This is a genomic window from Legionella qingyii (assembly GCF_003184185.1).
Genome location: NZ_QHJG01000004.1, coordinates 44,540 through 65,096, shown reverse-complemented (window position 1 = coordinate 65,096; position 20,557 = coordinate 44,540). Strand labels below are relative to the sequence as shown.

Genomic DNA, 20,557 nt, shown 5'->3' with positions numbered 1-20,557 from the left:
TTTCGCGGGAATGACAAAAATCCTTAACTCAATGGCAGTTATGCTTTGACCAGGCCAGGCTAAATAGAAAACATATGCAAAAAAACAGTGCTGAAATTCACCAATTATCTGTAGCATTTCAACATCGCCATAAGATGGTGTCTGCTTTGGATAAAGTCAGCTTTAATTTATATCCTGGTGAAACCTTGGTTTTATTAGGTGAATCAGGTTGCGGCAAATCCCTCACTTCTCTGGCGTTAATGCGCTTGTTACCTAAATCCGGTGTTTATGGTATTGATAGTTTAATCCATGTCGATGGACAAGACATTTTGGATTTACCAGAACAAATGATGCGGCAATTGAGAGGTCGCAAGATGGCTATGATTTTTCAAGAGCCAATGACCGCACTTAATCCAGTAATGACAATAGGAGAACAGTTAACAGAAGCCTTGGTAAAATGTAACTCGTTTACTGCCAAAGAATTGCAAGAAGCATTATTATCTTTGCTTTATGAGGTCGAAATGCCTCAACCAGAAATTAAAATTCATCAATATCCGCATCAATTGTCCGGTGGTCAGAAACAGCGGGTTGTTATTGCCATGGCCCTGGCTTGTAAACCTGATATTTTAATTGCTGATGAACCAACAACCGCTTTGGATGTTACAATCCAGGCTCAAATCCTTTCTTTATTAAAAAAAGTACAAAAAACCCATCAAATGAGTTTACTCCTGATTACTCATGATCTAGGAGTAGTGAGGGCCATGGCATCACGTGTCTGTGTGATGTATGCAGGACAAGTGGTAGCTCAATCCTCTGTAGAAGATTTTTTTTCGCGAGTTAAACAACATCCATATGTACAGCAATTGTTGGCGTCTATACCTTCTTTGGCAAAACGTGAGGAGCGTTTATCAGTAATTCGTGGATTAGTACCTGCTTTGGATGAAATGCCTTCGGGTTGCCGTTTTCATCCTCGTTGCATTTATGCATTTGAACGTTGTTCGGTGGATGAGCCGCAATTACAAGAACAAAATGGACGATTGGTACGATGTCATCTATATCCTGACTCCCAAGAGTTACCCCCTTTGCAAAAAGATAAAATAGTTTGGGACGTTGCGACTACGGAGGAAAAAACAATACTCACGGTGAATGATTTATCCGTTGGCTTTATCCAGAAAAAAGGTTTATTCAGTCGTCATAGAGTTTCATTTAAAGCAGTAGATGGTCTGTCATTTCGTTTATTGCAAGGAAAAACATTGGCTTTAGTGGGTGAATCAGGATGTGGTAAAACCACGGCCAGTCGTGCCTTATTGCGTTTATTACCCATTTGTGGGGGGGAGATACACTATAAAGAACAGGATGTGCGGGCATTAAAAGGGCGCTCATTAAGAGAATACCGAAAAAAAGTACAAATTATTTTCCAGGATCCTTTTTCTTCTATGAATCCGCGCATGACGGTAAGTGAAATAATCGCTGAAGGAATGCATGCCCAAGGAATGAAGCATTCGGTAATAAGTACACGGCTAAAAGAACTACTGAACCAGGTTAATTTGCCTAGCAATTGCTTACAGCGTTACCCACATCAATTTTCTGGTGGGCAAAGACAGCGAATTTGTATTGCTCGAGCTTTAGCTACAGGACCAGATATCTTGATTTGTGATGAACCAACCAGTGCTTTGGATGTTTCTGTGCAGGCACAAATCCTCAATTTATTAAAGGAGTTACAACAAGAAACAGGCATTTCTTATTTATTTATTACCCATAATATGGGTGTGGTTTCTTATATCGCTGATGAAGTCTTAGTTATGAAAAATGGAGTCGGCGTCGAGTTTGGGAGTTGTGAATCCCTTTTTAAATGTCCTAAAGAAGCGTATACGCAACAGCTTTTGAATGCTGTGCTGGATGTTATTTAGCCATATTGGTAAATCGAAACTCTTCTTCTTTCATATTTTATTGGTTAAAAATGTGATATATTTGCGCACTATATGGATAATAATGTCTTAGTATCTATTATTTGGGGGACATGGTTGCATGAGTATCACTGTAGGCGAACATAGCTTTAATACTATCGAGAATTTTACTGCCTATTTAGAAACCACTTACGAACAAGATAAATCGGTTTTGGGCGAAGTCAATTTACCTTTGACGTGTGATCAATTTACCCAAGAAGACTTTAATAAATTGGTTGATTTTCTTTCAAAACCAGAGCGAACGAGACGTTACAAATTTGAAATTACTCCTAAGAAGTATCAATTAGCCTTTGATAATGTATATCTAATCAATAAACGACAAAAGTTTTCTTTCGAATTCCAACAACAAGTAGCCGAGCTCTCTAAGACAGCAATTTTTTTTCATCCTCATGCCGCTAGAATACGAAAAACTAAAAAGAATTGGGTTGAGAATATAAAAAGTCCCAGTATGGGTTTACAGCTTCAATATCAAATTCCAACGAAACATGAAGCGCATCATCAACAAATTAAAGCAACTCAGCGAAAGCGCAAAAACAATGTAGAACCACCATATCAACACCCGCAACAAGGCACTCCTTTGACGCAAATTCCTGAGCTTGCTGAAGAAAATGCGCGCAATATTGTTGGTTCTTACCGCCAATTCAGTCTCTTAAACAATGGTTCTAAAAACAGAGATCGTTACAGGAAAGAGTTTAAAAATTTATGGAGTGAAAATAGCTCGCCGGAACAACGCCAAGCGGCTTTTATTTTATTCTTGTCTGTCGTAACAGAAGATAATGCACCAAAATTGGAGAGGATAAATAGATTACTCCAGGCGATACCTTTAGGTGATCTTAATTATAAAGGTCTGGCTCGAGTGTTAATTCATACTGGAGCTGATGGTGTTTTACTCTTATTGCAACAACTGAAGGTATTACATGATAAGGAATTTTTTAAAGACTTTAATGAGTTATTTCTGGATAAACCTGAAAACTATCTTGCGTTAATGTCACGCCAAGGTTTGGCCAATCTTCAAAAGTTGAGTGAATTAAGCAGCGAACAAAAAATATGGTGGGTTAATTTAGTTTCTCAACATAAAGCAACAGGTGCTCGTACTGAATTTAATGATTTATTTGAAGCTTATGATTATTTTCTAAATAGGCTGGAGGAAAAAGACCTGAAGTTACCTTTTTCCTGTACTTTAGAAAATATAGGCTCTATGAAACCCACATTAGATCGCTTACTGTTCATCATAAATAACAGCAGTGATCCTGAGGAGCAACTTACTTGTTTAGATGGGTTAGATCTTAATGGAGCCTACCATGCCAGTCGTAATAACAATTATAAGCTGGTATCAAGGCAAATGAATTTAAGATCCAATATCGATGAAGATGTCCTTGATTATTCAACCCCTGCAATGCCGAAGGATGTAAGTGCCTGGTTAAGCCGTTTGGACCGCCCATATGAGGAGATTGTAACTTGTTTTTATCGTTTTATTGGTGTGCAGGAGTGGGCATTTAGTCTGGATGTTTATCAAAAGATTGAACAGGAAATTAGTAACAATCAAAATCTGAGTGTTCAGAATAAAGTATTATTACTTAGTATCGCTGCATTGATGACTACGGGGCAGCGGGCGTGTACTAAAACAATAGACCCTTATACTAGCTTTAAAAGTTTGCTTGACAAATTTACGGCAATAGCCAATCACTTTAATGAGGATATGAGTGGTCAATTATCAATGGTACTTCCTGTTTTTTTAGGGGAACTAGAGAATTACAGTTGGGAGTCAATGCCTGCCGCTGATGAGTTGAATAGGCTCATTGATATCTTATCACTCACGTTAAAAACTGAAGACTTAATATCAGAACAAGCACGGCATGATTTTTATGAAGCAAGTGTCCTTGCTTTGAAGCTTATGAAGGAATATGGTGACGCAGCCTCATCTGTTGTCAATAATTATGAACGGCGTTTGAGTATAGAACAGGCTCATAATGCCCCAATCCAAAAATTTTCTTTTTCTGCTCTGCTTCAGCATTTAACTACCCCTTCTAAATTAAATATATTTTTATCTGAGCTTTTTCACGATCAACCTGACTCATTGCCTCAGTTTGTCATACTCTTCTCTTTATTAAGTGATGAAGTACCGGAAATGACACAAGATGGCGAAGAAGATAGTGAGTTTGAAGCAAAAATAAAAATATTGGCAAAAGATCTGCACGATATGCAGGCTGAGCGTAGAGGGCAGTTATTTGCAATTCTCACTGACATTAATATAGAAGCTTCTTTTCGTTTGCCTTCCCTTGAGCAGCTGATAAAAATCGTTAACTCAGTGACCGAACGTCAAAGTGCTGATGTTTTTGCAATTGTTCGTACTGAATTGCCTGAGATAAAAATAGGAAAAGATGCAGTTAACGAGCCAGTAATTAACCTTTTTAGCTTGATAGAACAGATATATGAGGATTGGCAACTCCAAACTGAATTTGAAGGTTTGCCAGAAAAACTAACAGGATATTTGGAGTCCTGGATAACTTCTCATCAAGTTGTAATGTGGCATTTGAGGCAACGCCCCGTTGATGCTCAAAGAGCTTTCGAGGTTTTGGCCGAGGAAGAACAAGAAGCAAAGAATTTGTTAAACAGTAGGTGGTTTTTTTGGGCTTTATCTGGATTTCCAGAAGAGAGAAAACAAATGGATCGCGTTTTGGGTAGTGAATTTTTTACCCAGAAATCCTTCAGTGCAGTACTAAGACCCAGAATAGATGCCGCTTGCAAATCTAATTTAAGGGCCGCTATCAATGCATTACAAACATCAAACAAAGATTTTGACCGTTTTCTATTAAAGCAAATTAAGGAACTAGACACCGCTCTACCTATCGATGAAGCCCTATTGAAATTGGAGCAACAATTAAGTGCATTGAATGGATTAATCAGTTCATTAATTCGTATTAAAAACCAAAACAACATTGAGTTTCTCCGTTCTATTTCATTATTAACAGATGTAATTAAGTCCACAGTATTTGGAAAAAATTCTGATACAGTAGCCCAGATAAGGAATTTACTGGATGTATTAAGCGAAGGAAAAACTTCTGCAGTTGCATCTCCCTTAGCAATTTTATGCAAGATACTAAAAGAAACACCACATCACTCAACAGGGCAGCTAAAAATTGCTTTGAGCGAGGTTATTTATCTAACAAAATACCGAGAAATCCTTGGGGAAGAAGCATATGAAATCCTGTTGCGTTGTTCATTCAGTCATAATTTAACTCAGGAATCCTTATTCCCATTAAAAAACCTGATGGAATTGAAATCATTAGCAGACGTGGATGACCAGCATTCTGAAGATTTGTTTGATGCTCTAATCAATGGAATAAAAAAAGCAGGTTCGAATGTTGATGAGAAATTAATTATCAATGTGGTTAATAAAACCCTATCGGTTATTCAGGCGAAAGTAGAAGTAGATTCACTGGTGCCGTTGCTTACTTTATTAATGAAAGCATGTACAAAATGCGATAAAGATGAGTTAAATCGTTATTATAACTTAGTCTGTAGATTAGAAAATACAGCGGATTTTGATTTAAATAATTGGGCAAAAATATTAATTGTGCTTGGTGAGCATGCAACTGATGCAAATATTCATCGCTTGTTGGATGTTCAAGCAGGTCTTGAATTTGATCCACTGAGTCTACCGGATCTTGCACAATTATTTGATTATCCACCTTATCCTGAGATGGAACCGTTTATCAATGTGTTAAATGGAGATGTTAAAGATCTAAGAGCTTATGCTGATGAATTTGACAGGGATCCTAAATCAGGACGTGCACCACAAAAAAATGGATTTGGTTTTATTTTAAAAGATACAGAGCAAGTTCTTGATGAGCAATTTGATACCTCTAAAGTTGCGCGAGTTATTGCTGATATTAGAAATATTGTAGAAGGAACCGCGTTAAGTAGACAGGAGCAACATGATTTAGCGCAACAAATTATCTACATCAATGCGATAGGAAGAGACAAACCTTTAACTTTGGTTGTAGGAAATAACTCAACAACGTATCAAATTAAAGCATACCAGGATTTGACAAAAGTCAGTCGCACAGAGTTACGTGAATTATCAGATACACTGATTGCTGTAATAAGAACACCGCATTTAGAGGCTCATGAGAAACTAAAAGCTCAGTTGAGATTGCTTGCTGTGTTACGTGAACAGTACTTTCGGTCTACTGGAATATTTGTTGATACCCCGCAGCTTATTGCCATTTTAATGGCATTAAAAAACCAGCAAAACAATATGCTGATGGAACTAGATACTGAAGAGGGCAATTGTGTTGCTAATGCATTACTTTCTGTAATGCAGTGGGTTGAAGCGGATGGAGGGACTATTGATGCGTGTGCCGTCAACCGAGGCTTGATGGTTCAGAATTATAAAAATGACAAAGATTTTTTTGCTTCTTTAGGTATCGCTTTCGGTCGTGTTGAGGTGAGTTCTCCCAAAGGAACGTATCAGGTTGGTGGGATAAATTACTCTACTATAGGTGATCTGGCTTCATATCGTGCTCGGGCTGTAGTCGAAAATGAAGACATGTCGTGTTATAAGGATGGTCATCCTGTAGCGAGTCATTTAATTCTTTTTGGTTCTGATTTCTCTGAATTAGATGAAAAGACTATATTTAATCTTGCTCTTAAGAGCGAGGGGAATGAAGAAGATTATTCTTATACATGGGTTTATCCTTTAATTAATGAATTTATTAATCAGAAACAATTTAAAATTCTCGATAAAGGCTGGAGCGAGGATCAAGATATAATCCAGTTAAGAGAATTCCTCGACAGACATGCACCTACTAGTCGGCATAAAGCGTCGTTAAACTCATTACCTGATAAAAAATTTAATTTATGGATCAATGCTGCTATTGAAGCACAGCGTTTTGTTGAGGGGGAAGATTTTATTATTCCACCTTCTAAAACGGCACGACATGTTGCTATTCCCTTAAATCAAAAAGCTTCTCAAGATGATTTAACTTTTATGACGCATCAATTTCTGCATGCTCGGCTGCAAAAGAAATACCCTGATTGGGAATTCGTTATTGAGCCTGAAATGCGTTGTATTGATTCTGTATCAACCAAGGACTTGATTGATCACTATAAAAAACAGGGACGCATTATTAGCATCTCGAACACTTTAGGTCGAAAAGAGAGAATAGTCGAACAATGTAACAAGTTCGGTATGGATATCGCGTGTAAAATACCATCTCATCAAAAAAATAGATGTGTCAAACTGGCTACACGAGTGATAGCAAATCAAACAGCTTATGTACGCGCTGTAAAAGAAGCCATTAATCAAGCACAAGCAGGACAACCTATTGTCCTATTTGCGAAAGATGTTAACGAGGTAAAGCTTCTTGCAGATAAACTAAAAACACAGTTCCGTAAAAGCAATATAACTGCATTTACAGGCACTGAATCTGTGGCAGAACGAAAAAAATGGATTAACAATCAGTCTGGTAAGCAAAATACAATAACGATTACTACTACAGCACTTGCACAAAACGCTGATTTTGCGACACAACATCCGAAGGGATTTTTAGCGATTCAAACTTATTTGGATGCCCGGGCTGCGCGGCGAGTAACAAGCTGTGTTGGCAAGGAAGGTAGGCCTGCTAAGTACGTTGCTATCTATGAAACTCAAGGAGCATTCGTTTTACAATCCGGGTTCTATCAGACCCAAAGTAAACAGAAGAAAATACTTGCTTCTTTGGCAGAACTGCAAAGTCAACAAAATGAAGAAGCTGCTGTTATGCGTCATTACATGCAAAAAGTATCCAATATACAACAAGTTGTTCTGGAACAATTCCAAGAGTGGAAAGAATTGTTACATCTTGTTTATCCAAAATCAGAATGGAATACACTGGATGCAGCGTTGTTAATACAAAGAGAGGATTTGAGTCGTTCTTTGAGTGAACATTGGGACGAATGCCTTGAATATAATGCGCCACAAAAAGAACATCCTAATCCTTATATACGCCGTACTGAAAATAAGAAGTTTCAAACTATCGCATTGAATAAAGCAATAACCGCTTATGAAATTGCTGTAGGCTCAGTTTGGGATCAACACCGGGCGCTGCTTAAAGAAAAAGTTGAGGATTTCATAGAAGAAGGTTCAGTTAATGCGTTACGTTGTCATTATCTGGATGAAGTATCTTTAAATGAGCAATTAAAATTTAATCAGTTGGCTGCGCGTACAAGCAAGAAAGAACAGCTTGCTGAGAAGAAAAAAACGCGTCGATATGTTGAATCCGGATTAGAAGTAAACGGAGCGATGCTACGATTTGCTGACGGCGATGTAGAAAGCTATCGTGAAGCTTTTGCTAAAAGCCAAGTAAAATTATTAGCAAAGGACATTAGCTGCATTATAGAAAATAATCCTCATTTAAAGAAAATTGTGCGATCCATATTGGTTCAACAAGTTATGGCTGCAACAAATTTAGATAATCTCATTGATTTTTTACTTGATTATGCCAATAAAGATTTGCCCGAAGATCGATATACTGAAAAATATGCCATGCAACCTGTAATTCAAGAGTTGTTGCGGGTATATAAAGAAGTAGGCCTTGTAGAAACAAGCGATCTAAAAGAATTAAAAGCAGTTTATTTTGATAGAGTAATTACAGAGCTTGTAGATGAATTGGAAACCAGCCTATCCTGGGCTAAACAAGAACATCGTGGCTTAGGTTATTTGCTCGAACGAACAGCTGTTACTGATGCGGCTAGAGACATATTGAATGCTGTGCATGTATTAGGAGAGGCCGACAAACTAAAAGGAGCTGATAAACTTTCTGCACAACAAAGTGCTATTAGGAGTTTATATCGAGTATTGGCAGAGCATGAAGCGCAACTGGAAGGTTTATGGATATTCTCTTTGGGACACAAGAATACGCGTACCTTAATTAAAGAAACTTTGGCTACACTTGATGGATTAACGGCTATTGGTTCAAATAAAAATAAACTGGATGCTGATTTTATCCATGATTGTAAAGAAGAATCTCTTTGTGCAGTAACGAAAAGAAAACTGGATTCTGCGATCCATACTATGGAAGAGACGGAAATAGGTTTACAGAAAAACAGAGAATGGAATGCGATTAAGTATACATTAAATGTAATACAAACCGAGAGCAACTCTGTTTATGCTTTTCATGAAATGTACGATGTTCTCTCGAATAAAATGGAAGAACTTGCACGAAAAAATTCTAAATTACAAGGACCTGTAGCTCGACTACGAGGAGAGGTGCGACGTATTTGTGAATCATTGAGCCAAGAACATAAAGAGTTATTTAATACAAGTAAATATCTGAGATCTAAGGCTGAAAATCTCAAGGAAAAACTTAATGGACTAAACGGATTTAAAGTCAAAGAGGTTCAGCTCAAGGAGGGCAATAATGGCTTTAGCAATTATTTTGATTTAGTGATTGAAGGCACTGGCTCTCATCCCTTATTGCAACATTTTATGCACTATAATTCACGCACCCAGGATTTAATAAACCAAAGATCTGCTCTAGAAGAAAGCCTAAGGCAAGCCATAGAACAGATAAATACTTTAGATCAATTGATAGGAGAAGAAGTACCTCTACTTAAATTGGAAGAAAAAAGGAAGGCGAATGTGTCAAAATTTCCTGAACAATTTCAGGATCAGGTTAATGAAATTCTGGGTTTAAAAGAATTAATCGCCGATCAAGTACCTGATAATTTAGATTCATTTCCAGAATCAGTTCGCAAGCATTTTCTTGACCGAGAGTTGCTCAAAACATTTGATTTTCCTAATTTAGAGGCAGAAGAAATTGAACAAATTCAAGATATAGTGTTAAAAATCGATTTTAGGGACTTGCAGGAGCGGATCGTTGAGGGAACGAAGCCCAAAAATTTATGGGGTAATTTTACTTCCTATATGTCAAGCTACGTATTTACCCCCGAAAATATGGAAGATTGGCGCCAGGAATTTCAGGACTTAACTAAAAGACCTACGAGAAATTTAAACAATGCGTTTCGTTCTGATATTCAAAAAAAGCAGAATATATTAGCTGGCCAACTTGAGCAATTACATCAACAAATAGTAGGGCAGGCCGAATCGATGCAACAACAAATTGCATTCCTCAATGAGAAAATTGATGAAGAAGAGAAAAAAGAAGGGATTTATGCCATGAGAATTAGCAATGTGGCTGAGCTTTCTAAATTTGAAAAAGAGATAATGAAGGTTAAATCGCAACAAAAAGCGAATCCATCTCTCGATGAGAATCGAAAATCTACTAAAGCATCAGGGGTATCTATTGATAGCACTGAAACAGTAATTCAATCAGCACTGATTTTGTAATCATATGTAGCGCTGGGTACCAGCGCTACCTAGTTATAAAGATGTTCAATCATGCATTAAGTATCATCAATCTTCCAAACGACCCCCCCCCCTTTTTTTGTTTAAATATTGAACTATAATCAAATTTAGACGATGTTGAAATTTGGAATCGCAATGTTATCTCCTGATGTAGTCAAAGTTATTGATACTATTAGTGAAAAAATTGGAACTAGTAATTTTGAGTCATTAACTTTTGAAGATATAAAAAATGCATGTTTTATGGTGATGGGAAAAATGGAACATATAAAAACCAGCAACCAATTTCCTACACTAGATTATTCTAAAGAAAAAGAACTAATTGCATATAAGCGTATCGTGATGCTCTTGGTAGAATGGCAAGCTCGATTTATAGAAATGAAGAAAGATCATGTGTTGGGAAATTATATTGCTGATTTAAATTTCTTGCGTGATATGGTTCATTCAATTCCTGACGTGTTAGGTGATGTGTATAAAGAAAAAATAGGAAAAATTAATTTTTACATTTCCAACATACTTGCCAATATATACAAGCTGAACACTAAATTGCTTGAAGCGAATTGTTTTGATGTTGCGCTTATGGCGCACACACAATGTGCTGATGAAGTCACTTTTTTATATTCCAAACTACTCGAAATGCACTATACAGAGAAAATGCGTTATTCGGTTGTCATTAAAGGTTATTTTGAAGCAATTCAGGAGACATTTGATTTTTATTTAAAGGAAATAACCTATTTTCGTGATCTTGAGATTACTAACGCAAAATGTTTGAGTTACTGCGTAATGAATTATCTCCCTAAAAATGTACGGCATTGAACGCAGTACATTGCTTGCAATCACTCGACTCATTCCTGTTGTTACATTAAAAACGACTCATTCACTGTTCATTATTAAATCGCATGGAATAAAAAATACTATACTTAAGGAAAATGTGAGCAATAAATGGGTAATGAGTGATGGGAATTCTTCATATATCACCAGATGAGCATTTAAAACGGGTAATGGGTGATCCCAGTGATGCAATCTTAAAACAACGTGAGTTATCTGAAGCAACCTATCCTCTTTTGGTTTCCTATTTAGGATGGCTTAGAAGGCTCAATTCTATCCAAAATAAAAATGACGTGATTCATCAAAATGAACAATTTCTTAGTGAATTTATTCATTTGTGCGAGCACAATTTGCTCTTTTTTCTAACGGTTACTGGTCAGTTTGATGTAATTCGATCTCTTTTTGAAGATAAAGATCTATTGGCAAAAGAAATTGCATTGCTTGAAGAAATCGAAAAAGAGCAAGCTCAGGCTGCAGCCGCCAATTTACAGGATTTTGTGTTTGTTCCCAGAAAAAAAGAGCCATCATTACAACAACCTGAAGAACATAAATCGTTAGCCGCGCCTGCATCTGAATGGGAAAAATCGCTTTATGGCTTAACTAATATGGATTTATTTCGATATTATGAAGATGAAATGCAACGAATTACTCATCTCTACCATATGAAGCAAATAAAACAAATCGACACAACTTATGTGCAACATCTTACCCTAATGCGAGAGACATTAGATGTCATTAACCAAGACGATAACATTCGCGAAGAAACAAAACAAAAAGCGATAATACTTTATAAAAAATTAGTAGTAATAAAAGAGGAAATGGATGCGAGAAGTACAGAGATAACTCCAGTGGTTGGAGAAACTCCATTAGAGATAGAAGCCATTGAAAAACACCACCAAATTAAAAAAGAAAAATTTAAAGAAGCCCAAGGAGCTCTGGAAGCATTTTTTGAAGAAGTTCGTCATGAGTCACCACAATTACAAAAAGCTTATGAAAAACATCAAGCAATTACTATGAGTTTTCAAAAGGAAATCCAAGCGATTCAAAGCGAATGGAAAAAGGAGATGGAGGCGATTTCTGTTCATTATGAGAAAGCACGTGCTCATGCTTTAGAAGATGTAGACAGTAGTTTGAGTATTATTATAGATGAATTAATAAAATGTCCTGCTGATGAATTGGATAAAGAACAAATCAATAAACTGGATATGGCACTGATGCAATTAAAAAAATATAAAGAAGAGTTAAAAACAGTTGAGAAATATGATGCCACTCAAATTTTATTAAATAAATGTAATAAAGAATTGGAAAACATAGTGAGTATTGTTCAACCAATATTGTCAGAAGAATCAAAAAAACGTTTTGATATCAGTGTAAACCTGATAAAAAAAGTGTTTATTCTGCCTCAACCTCGCGTAGAGCAGTTATTGCAAACTCCAAAAAGTTCTTCTCTAATACAAGAAGTGCTTGATGTGGATTCTAAAACCCTTGCTCCAAGGCTTGCTGATCTTATACCTGAAGAGCAAAATGTTGGTTTTAAATCAAGCACACTTGTTGTTGAGGCAGAGAATAAGGAACAGCATGACTCTAAAGTACTTAATGACAATGCCCCCATTCCCGCGGTGCCTGCAATGCATAGCGTTGAATTGAACTCAAGTACTTCTGATGTTAATGCTGCGGACGAAGAACAGCTTGATTCTAAAGTACTTAGTGAAAATATTTCCATTCCCGCGGGGTCTGCAAAACATGACGTTGAGTTGAACCCAAATATTTCTGTTGTTGAGGCTGAGAGCGAAGAACACCATGATTCTACAGTTCTTAATGGAAATACTTCCATTTCCTCTGTGTCGGTGGAGCGAGGCGTTGACCTGAAATTTAGTAGCTCTGCTGATGAGCTGATGAGCGGAGAACAGTATCAGTCTAAAGTTACTCATGATGAAAAAGCTCAAATTGCTCCTGTTGCTGAAGAGCGCATTATTGATGCGGAACCAATTGACCCTGTGATTGAATTTTCAAGGCCTAAAGAAGAAGAATCTGAAGTTGCACCTAGTGAAGAACCTCAAAACTCATTGTCTGCTCAACGATATCGATTTTATATGAGTTCTATGAGGGATAGGACTGAGTTTATTGAGTTTGATCCTGAAAAACAGCACCATTATGAATCAATGATCGAAGAATTATCCACTGTTTTAAGTGAATTAAATGAAGATGCCGAACCAGAAATTGCAGAAAAAATAGCAAAAATCGAAAATCTTATTGAAGATGTAAAATCAATTGGCTTTGATAAAGCAAGCCCGTCTCACATTCAAAAAATTTGTGAAGCATGTAATTTGGGCATTGATTATGATCCTTTAAATCATGTAAAAGATAGCCTTGCCTCTATGTTTCAGTTCAATGATAAGCCACAAAATAGTGTGGGGATGTAAATGATTTTTGTATTATAATTGAAATTTTATACCACATCATGCCTCTTTTTTGTTATAATATGTCCAATTTTTTATAAAAGGGAGAAAATAATGACGCCACAAGAAGAAGCATTATGGCAAGCTATAACTAAAAAAGAATACGAAAAAGTTAAAACGCTGATTACTGATTATCCTGAATTAGTCAATGCAGTAAACACAAATGGAAGAACCCTTCTGATGCGAGTCGTTCTTCTCTTAACACCACCATTAGATTTGATTGAGTTTATTGCAAAACAACCTGATCTCAGCTTTGAAAGCGCTAAGGCGACTAAAACGACCATGAGTGTCATTTTATCCACTGGTCGTCCAGAAATTTTAGAACTATTTGCAAACGATCCACGCATTATTTTTGATGGTGAGAACTTGGCTTATGCAACAGCAAAGAAATACGTAGGAAGTGTGGCAAGCGAGAAGATTGAAAAATACACAAAAATGCTGACAATCGTTCGCGATGCGACCATACGCCAAGCAATTATGACGGATGATCCTTCTTTACTGGAGCGATTAGAAAAAGAAGGGGACAACCTGGCTCAACCATTAAGTGATGGCAAGTTTCCTGCGCGTCTTATTACTAAAGAATGTCCTGCTCCTAATGTGAAATTATGGTTTCAATCTCAAGTTGGAAAAAATGGGGCAAGCATTGCAAATCATGTCGATTCGTTCTTTTCTCATACTTATAAAATGCAGGAAATAGAAAAGGAGATGGAGGAAGTAAATCGACGCATGTTGGAGAGTAATATCAAATTATTTGATAAAACTTATGACAGTACCATGACACAAATGGAACACGTAGTATCTTCTCTTAGTCTTACTAACTAAATCAATTGGATCATCTGGGTGAATGCGCAGCTGTAGCCCAGGATCTGATCTTCTTTACTCTGATTTATCTTGTAACTCATTAATAAATGATTTAATTTGGTTTTAAAAACTCCAGGGGTGATGGTATCAATGTGGTATCAACGTGATGCTGAAGGATTAACCCTTCGTTTATATGTTCAGCCGGGTGCAAAAAAAACAGAGATTGTAGGTCTTCATGAGGGGGAGCTTAAAATACGCTTAAATACCCCACCACTTGAAGGTCGCGCTAATAAAGCACTTTTGAAGTATATTGCACAGATATTTAAAGTACCAGCAAGACAAATTACCTTGCAACGAGGAGATAAGTCCAGACATAAAGTACTGACAATTATTGGTTCTATGGTAGAGCCCGATGATTTACTTTGAATCGTGACGTAATTTTGCGATAGTACAAATGAACCAATAACCGAATCATTAATCTTATGAAAATTGAACAATTCTCCATCACGTTTAACACTTCTGGTCGAGGTACGCAGGATATTACTGCTGATGTGAAAGCGCTCTTATCAAAAACCACGATACAACAAGGCTTATGTCATTTATTTCTCAAACATACTAGTGCTTCTTTGATGCTTTGTGAAAATTATGATCCTCAGGTTCGCAAGGATCTAGAACATTTTTTGGTTCGATTAATTCCGGATGGGGATCCACTTTTTAAACATTTAATTGAAGGCCCGGATGATATGCCTGCACATATTCGTACTGTATTAACTCAAATCAGTTTAACCATTCCTATACAAAATGGAACATTGGTTTTAGGTACGTGGCAAGGTATCTATCTCTATGAGCATCGTTATCAATCACAAGAACGTCATCTGCTTATTAGTGTTGTAGGAGACTAATTGAGTTTTTGCTATACTATGAATCTCTTTTTTAACTGGAAAAAAATATGTCTTCTTTACCCCAATGCCCTAAATGTAATTCAGAATATACTTATGAAGATGGTAATCAACTAATTTGCCCGGAATGTTCCTATGAATGGGCAAAAGATGGTGTCGAAGAACAGAGCCATGACGATCAACGCATTATTAAAGATGCCCACGGTCAAATTCTGCAAGATGGGGATACGGTTACTGTAATTAAAGATCTCAAAATAAAAGGATCATCGCAAGTAGTAAAAGTTGGTACCAAAGTAAAAAATATTCGCTTGGTAGATGGAGATCATGACATTGATTGTAAAATTGAGGGAATTGGTGCCATGAAATTAAAATCTCAGTTTGTTAAAAAGGGTTAGAAAAGCATGTCTAAACCACTGCACGTTACTTTTTTATTTTATGAAGGAATGACGGCTCTCGACGCAATTGGTCCCTATGAGGTACTGAGTCGTTTGCCAGAAGTTATCGTGCAGCGGGTTGCATTAAATAAGGGACAGGTACGTACTTGTTCCGGACTCACATTAATTGCTGAGCATGCATTAAATGAAATTTCTCAAACTGATATTGTGTTGATTCCAGGTGCTGGTAATGCAACTGCATTACGTGAATGTCCTGAAATTCTTACATGGATTCAAACAATTCATGAACATACTTTATGGACTACTTCAGTCTGTACTGGAAGTTTGATCCTGGGAGCAGCAGGAATTTTATCTGGAGTTAAAGCAACAACTCATTGGGCAGTAATGAATCGATTGGAAAAATGGGGAGCCATACCGACACATAAACGATTTGTAACGGATGGTAAAATTATTACTGCAGCTGGAGTTTCTGCTGGTATTGATATGGCCTTATATCTTGCTGCAAAACTTATTAATGAAAATGTGGCGCAAAGTTTACAACTTGGTTTGGAATATGATCCCGAACCACCGTTTGACTCAGGATCACCAGATAAGGCACCACCGATATTAGTTCAATCGCTTCGTGAACGATTGAAACACAGGTTTGAACCCGAATAATCAGGGTAATACATAGATTACTAAAGCAATTAATCCGGCAAGGGCAATTATTGGATGAACAAGTACTGCCTTTTTGGGAAGTGCTTTACCTTTCTTAGCAAGTGCAACCATGCTCAATCCACCTAATGCAGCAACGATCAAAAAGATTAAACTTACGGCAAGAAGTGTCGATTTACCTGTCGCAAATGCAAGCATATGAGCGATGATTATGAGCAACCCCAATGCTGCAAAAACTGCATGAAGATTTCTCACCGTTATATTAATCGGCCTGTCTTGTAGTATTGCTGTCAAAAGAAAGAGACCACAAACTACTGCAGCAAGAAATAAAAGAATAGCAAGTATTAACATTTAACCTCCAGTACTGATTTGTTTAATCACATTGTAACCTGGGTGCAGCGAAGCGGAACCCGGGAGTTGATATAGAACTATCTGGGTTCCGCTTCGCCGCACCCAGGTTGAAAAGACGATTGAAATTTACTCAGGTGTTACATAATTTTCTTTTGACTTGGGAATATTGATGAATTCATTTTTCAATTGTGCTCCTAAAGTATCCTTTTTCATAGCAGGAGAAAAATTAATGATTGGGGCAGGATTTTTCAGTGCCTCAGTCAAACTAATAAATTTATATCCATTTTTTTGATACATTTCCAAAATATCCCCTAATACATAGCTATTAAGAAGGTTCGCATGAATTAATAATATTTGCTTGGTATTTCCGCCCTTAGAGTTTTTCTCGGCTCTTAGTGTTTGCTTCCATATATAAGCCAAATAACGTGGTTTTAACTTTTGAATATAATTTACTCGTGAACGATATGGAACTTTATAAAGCATTTCATTAAAGTCAAAATCTTTACTATCAATGGTTACAGGGGCAATAGTGTAATTATGTTTCTTTAGATAAGCATATACTTCTTGTTTTTTGGCTTTATTTCCTTCCGCTAGATAGGGATAGCGAAAATATTTGGGTTGAGTCATTATTGGCGTAAGAATTTTATCGGCACGATCTACATCTGCAATATATTTTTCAGTGTTGATCTGATTCAGATTATAATGTGAGTAAGTATGATTACCTAACATAAAGCCTGCCTGACGAAATTGCTCAAGGAAATCCCATTGACCTTTTTCTATCGCTCCTGCAATCACAAAACCCGTGACTGGAACTTTATATTTTTGGAATGTTTGTACAATTTGGGTAAAGCGTTCGGTTGATCGTTGTCGATTTCCGGGGGTATCCATTCTTGAGGCAACAAGAGGCAAATCATCCATAGTAATTGCTATTTCTTTTTCATCAGCAAAACATATTGAAGAAAATAATGTAATAAAGAGAAAGAGTAATTTAAGCATCGATGGTCCTTATCAAAATCTAATAAAGTGGATGGTAACATAATTCGATGAATACGTTAAAAAAAGATTGGCCAGCTATCAAGCTGGCCTGTCACTAACGCTATATTTTATGGATATTTTCATGATGAGTTCTTAAAAATTTCGGCATTTATACACATTCAGTGCATATTCCTTATGTCTAAATGGATGTACATGAGTAGGTATTTTTTGACATTGATCAAAATATTGTTTCAAGCAACTCTGGCGGTCATGCCGATCAATATACAATATTTCTTTCAAAGTCTTATCTGCAATTTTTTGATTGATGTCAACATTCCATAAAGCATATTGGTTTTGAGCAGTGCCACAACCTAAAGTATAAATAATCGGCTTGTTTTTGAGGAAAAAGAGCATGCGTGCTGTAAACCAGCCTGAAGTAAAGACTGTATCGGGTAACTCTGTATGACTCGCATTAAATTTTTGGATTAAATGATAGGAGATAAGTTTTTTTGATTTGATAAAATTAAATTTGGAGGTGTTATCTATTAGAATGCAGAGACTAATTATTGCATAAAGTATGAGCAATAAAATGGCGAATTTACGATAATTAAATGTTGTAAACCAATATCCAAATAAAATCGCACTGCTAATTATGTACGGAGTCAGCCAAAACTCCCTAATCCCTGCTTGGCTTGCGGTATATAAGTAAAAACAAAGAAAAGTAATACAAATGGTACGGCACAATGTCACAACCGATGCACTTTTTTCATCCAGTTTTTGGTTTCGTACTAAAAATGGAGGAAGAAGCATAATATTTAGTGACGGGATGAATGAGGTAAACAATGTTTTTACAGCATGATAAAAAGGGTTTACTCCAGGATTAAGTTTATGAGTGGTTAACTGATAGATAAATGATTGCCAATGATTTTGATAATTCCAGAAAATTACTGGACTAAAAATAATAATGGCTAGAATCGTAGCAAAATAAAAATGTCTTGATTTGAAAATTGAACGATAGGTACTAAAAATTAAAAAAATCAGCAGGGAAAGGATTAAAACGATGCCACTATATTTGGATAACATCATCAATCCGGAGCTTATACCAATTAAGTACAGGTCTCTTATTCTATTGGTTTGAATAAATTTTATAGTGTAATACAGGGTTAATGACCAAAATAATGCAAGGGGCGTATCATAGGTCGTTTGTTTTAAAATATCTAAGGTGACTAGTGGGGAAAATAGCCAGGATAACATAGTAATACAGCTTGCTTCAGGGGATAAAAAAAATCGAGCACTTTTATAAATAATCCCACTCGAGATGGCAATGCAGGTGATGCCTATAAAACTCAAGGCAAATAGGTTATCTCCGAACAATAAAGTTGCAAGCCTAATAAAATATGCAATCATTGGGGAGCCGTCATAATAGGATAATGCCAGGTGTCGGCTCCAATCCCAATAATAGTACGTATCAAGAGATAATATATTTATAGGTGCTAAGAAGAGTAAAATGATAAAATACAGAGTTAAAAACAGGTAAACACTTCGCGAGCTTAAAAAAGCCCACAAAATAATCCCATTATTTGCTTGTTTCTCTGATGGATATCCATTTCCCGGTAGAATATTCATGGGTGAAATTATTTTTTGTCGCTCCATTTTTATGACAATAGTTATCTTTAATTACTAAGTACATATTTATCTGCCCATATATGACGAGAATAAGTGTAGTAATTTAAAAGAGACATTAATCCAATGCCGATACCCATGATTATATTTTCACGTAAAGGTCCGACGCCAAAACAAAAAATTCCTAAGCGTAACCAATAACTTTGTAAGTTAATAATAAATACTGAATAAATAGTAAAAATCAACAGCCGCTTTATTTTTAAGGACCAGGGTAATTTATTCTTGGCGCTAAATGTAATTTTGCTATTTAAAAAGAAATTATTAATGATCGCTGCACATACTGCAATTTGTGAGGCCTCAAAAGGCGAGAATTGAAAGTATTCACGCAATACATTGTAGGTAATAAACTGTACAAAAATACCCAAGGAGCCAACAAGACACATTTTCAAATAGCGCTTGATTTCATGATATCGTAAAGTAAAAACGACTCGCAGTGAATCAACAACACTGTTTTTAGGTAATTTGCTGTACCCTTGATTTCGATCGATAAAATCAATGGGATACTCACGAATTTTTGCTTTATTTTTATGTAAAAGCCACAACAACTGCATTTTATATGCATAATGATTTGTAAGAAATTGATGAGGCAGAATTTTTATAAGTTGTTGCCTGCGAGTAGCACGAAAACCACTGGTAAAATCCTTATATTTTGGTGTGAGTACTGCTCGAGCAATGTAATTGCCTAAAATGGAGAATAATTTTCGATGTAATTCCCAATTACTCGGAATACTTCCACCTTCTACATAACGGCTTCCCAGCACACAATCACAATTTTGCAACATATCTAAGATAGGGCGAATATACTTGGGTTGGTGAGATAGATCCGCATCAAATTCAAAAATAATATCTGCATTTAGAGCAGTTAACGCATAATTCATGGCTTGCAAATAAGCAGAACCAAGTCCGGATTTAGTGGGCTCATTTTGTAAATGTAATTTTGGATAATTGCTCTGTAATGAAGTAACAATTTGTTTTGTGTTATCTGTAGAGGCGCTATCAAAAATTAAAATATGAATATCATATTGCTCAATTTGTTCTACTGATGCAAATACTTGTTCTATTGTTGATTGAATGACCAGCGCTTCATTGTGCGTTGGAATAATAATAACCACTTTCTCTTTTTCTAAAGAATTTTCTTCAATAGAATCAGAGGAATTATTTGCATCAAGAGTCAACTTTATATCTCGGGATTATGGATTATTTGGGGAGAGAGTTTATC

13 protein-coding genes are annotated in these 20,557 nt (G+C 36.3%); 9 read left to right on the top strand and 4 right to left on the bottom strand.

Translation table 11 applies throughout. The features are described from left to right. Positions 1-74: 74 nt before the first annotated feature. The 9 genes from DGG96_RS03410 to DGG96_RS03370 all read left to right on the top strand — a co-directional run bounded on the left by DGG96_RS03410 (position 75) and on the right by DGG96_RS03370 (position 16,332). Positions 75-1,889 carry an ABC transporter ATP-binding protein gene (locus DGG96_RS03410; protein ID WP_110141573.1) on the top strand — a complete coding sequence of 605 codons (1,815 nt, stop codon included), beginning with the start codon at positions 75-77 and terminating at the stop codon, positions 1,887-1,889. 118 nt (positions 1,890-2,007) lie between these two features. Beyond that, on the top strand, positions 2,008-10,278 hold the full coding sequence (locus tag DGG96_RS03405; protein ID WP_199742184.1) for a hypothetical protein: 8,271 nt from the start codon (positions 2,008-2,010) through the stop codon (positions 10,276-10,278). Between the two features lie 153 nt (positions 10,279-10,431). Next, positions 10,432-11,109, top strand: a complete 678-nt coding sequence (locus DGG96_RS03400) for a hypothetical protein (protein ID WP_110141167.1) — start codon at positions 10,432-10,434, stop codon at positions 11,107-11,109. 140 nt (positions 11,110-11,249) lie between these two features. Further along, the gene (locus DGG96_RS03395) at positions 11,250-13,544 is read left to right on the top strand and encodes an MICOS complex subunit MIC60 (RefSeq protein ID WP_110141168.1); all 2,295 of its coding nucleotides are present in this window, start codon (positions 11,250-11,252) and stop codon (positions 13,542-13,544) included. Between the two features lie 90 nt (positions 13,545-13,634). Then, positions 13,635-14,402, top strand: a complete 768-nt coding sequence (locus DGG96_RS03390; protein ID WP_110141169.1) for a hypothetical protein — start codon at positions 13,635-13,637, stop codon at positions 14,400-14,402. Between the two features lie 129 nt (positions 14,403-14,531). After that, on the top strand, positions 14,532-14,807 hold the full coding sequence (locus tag DGG96_RS03385; protein WP_110141170.1) for a DUF167 domain-containing protein: 276 nt from the start codon (positions 14,532-14,534) through the stop codon (positions 14,805-14,807). Positions 14,808-14,863: 56 nt separating this feature from the next. Continuing rightward, on the top strand, positions 14,864-15,283 hold the full coding sequence (locus DGG96_RS03380) for a secondary thiamine-phosphate synthase enzyme YjbQ (protein WP_110141171.1): 420 nt from the start codon (positions 14,864-14,866) through the stop codon (positions 15,281-15,283). A gap of 47 nt (positions 15,284-15,330) precedes the next feature. Further along, complete coding sequence (locus DGG96_RS03375) at positions 15,331-15,675, top strand: zinc ribbon domain-containing protein YjdM (RefSeq protein ID WP_110141172.1); 345 nt, start codon at positions 15,331-15,333, stop codon at positions 15,673-15,675. A 6-nt stretch (positions 15,676-15,681) separates the two neighbouring features. Next, positions 15,682-16,332: a DJ-1/PfpI family protein gene (locus tag DGG96_RS03370; RefSeq protein WP_110141173.1), complete on the top strand. Its 651-nt coding sequence runs from the start codon at positions 15,682-15,684 to the stop codon at positions 16,330-16,332. On the opposite strand, the gene DGG96_RS03365 is transcribed toward DGG96_RS03370, so the two are convergent. The 4 genes from DGG96_RS03365 to DGG96_RS03350 all read right to left on the bottom strand — a co-directional run bounded on the left by DGG96_RS03365 (position 16,333) and on the right by DGG96_RS03350 (position 20,513). Next, a complete protein-coding gene (locus tag DGG96_RS03365; protein ID WP_110141174.1) occupies positions 16,333-16,680 on the bottom strand; it encodes a hypothetical protein in 348 nt (115 codons plus the stop codon). It abuts the gene before it with no gap. Positions 16,681-16,806: 126 nt separating this feature from the next. Beyond that, positions 16,807-17,676, bottom strand: coding sequence for a polysaccharide deacetylase family protein (locus DGG96_RS03360; RefSeq protein WP_110141175.1), 870 nt, complete (start codon positions 17,674-17,676; stop codon positions 16,807-16,809). A gap of 132 nt (positions 17,677-17,808) precedes the next feature. Next, a complete protein-coding gene (locus DGG96_RS03355) occupies positions 17,809-19,308 on the bottom strand; it encodes a glycosyltransferase family 39 protein (RefSeq protein WP_240610423.1) in 1,500 nt (499 codons plus the stop codon). 20 nt (positions 19,309-19,328) lie between these two features. Further along, positions 19,329-20,513 (bottom strand): glycosyltransferase family 2 protein, encoded by a 1,185-nt coding sequence (locus DGG96_RS03350; RefSeq protein ID WP_110141176.1) that lies wholly within the window; start codon positions 20,511-20,513, stop codon positions 19,329-19,331. Between the last annotated feature and the right edge of the window lie 44 nt (positions 20,514-20,557).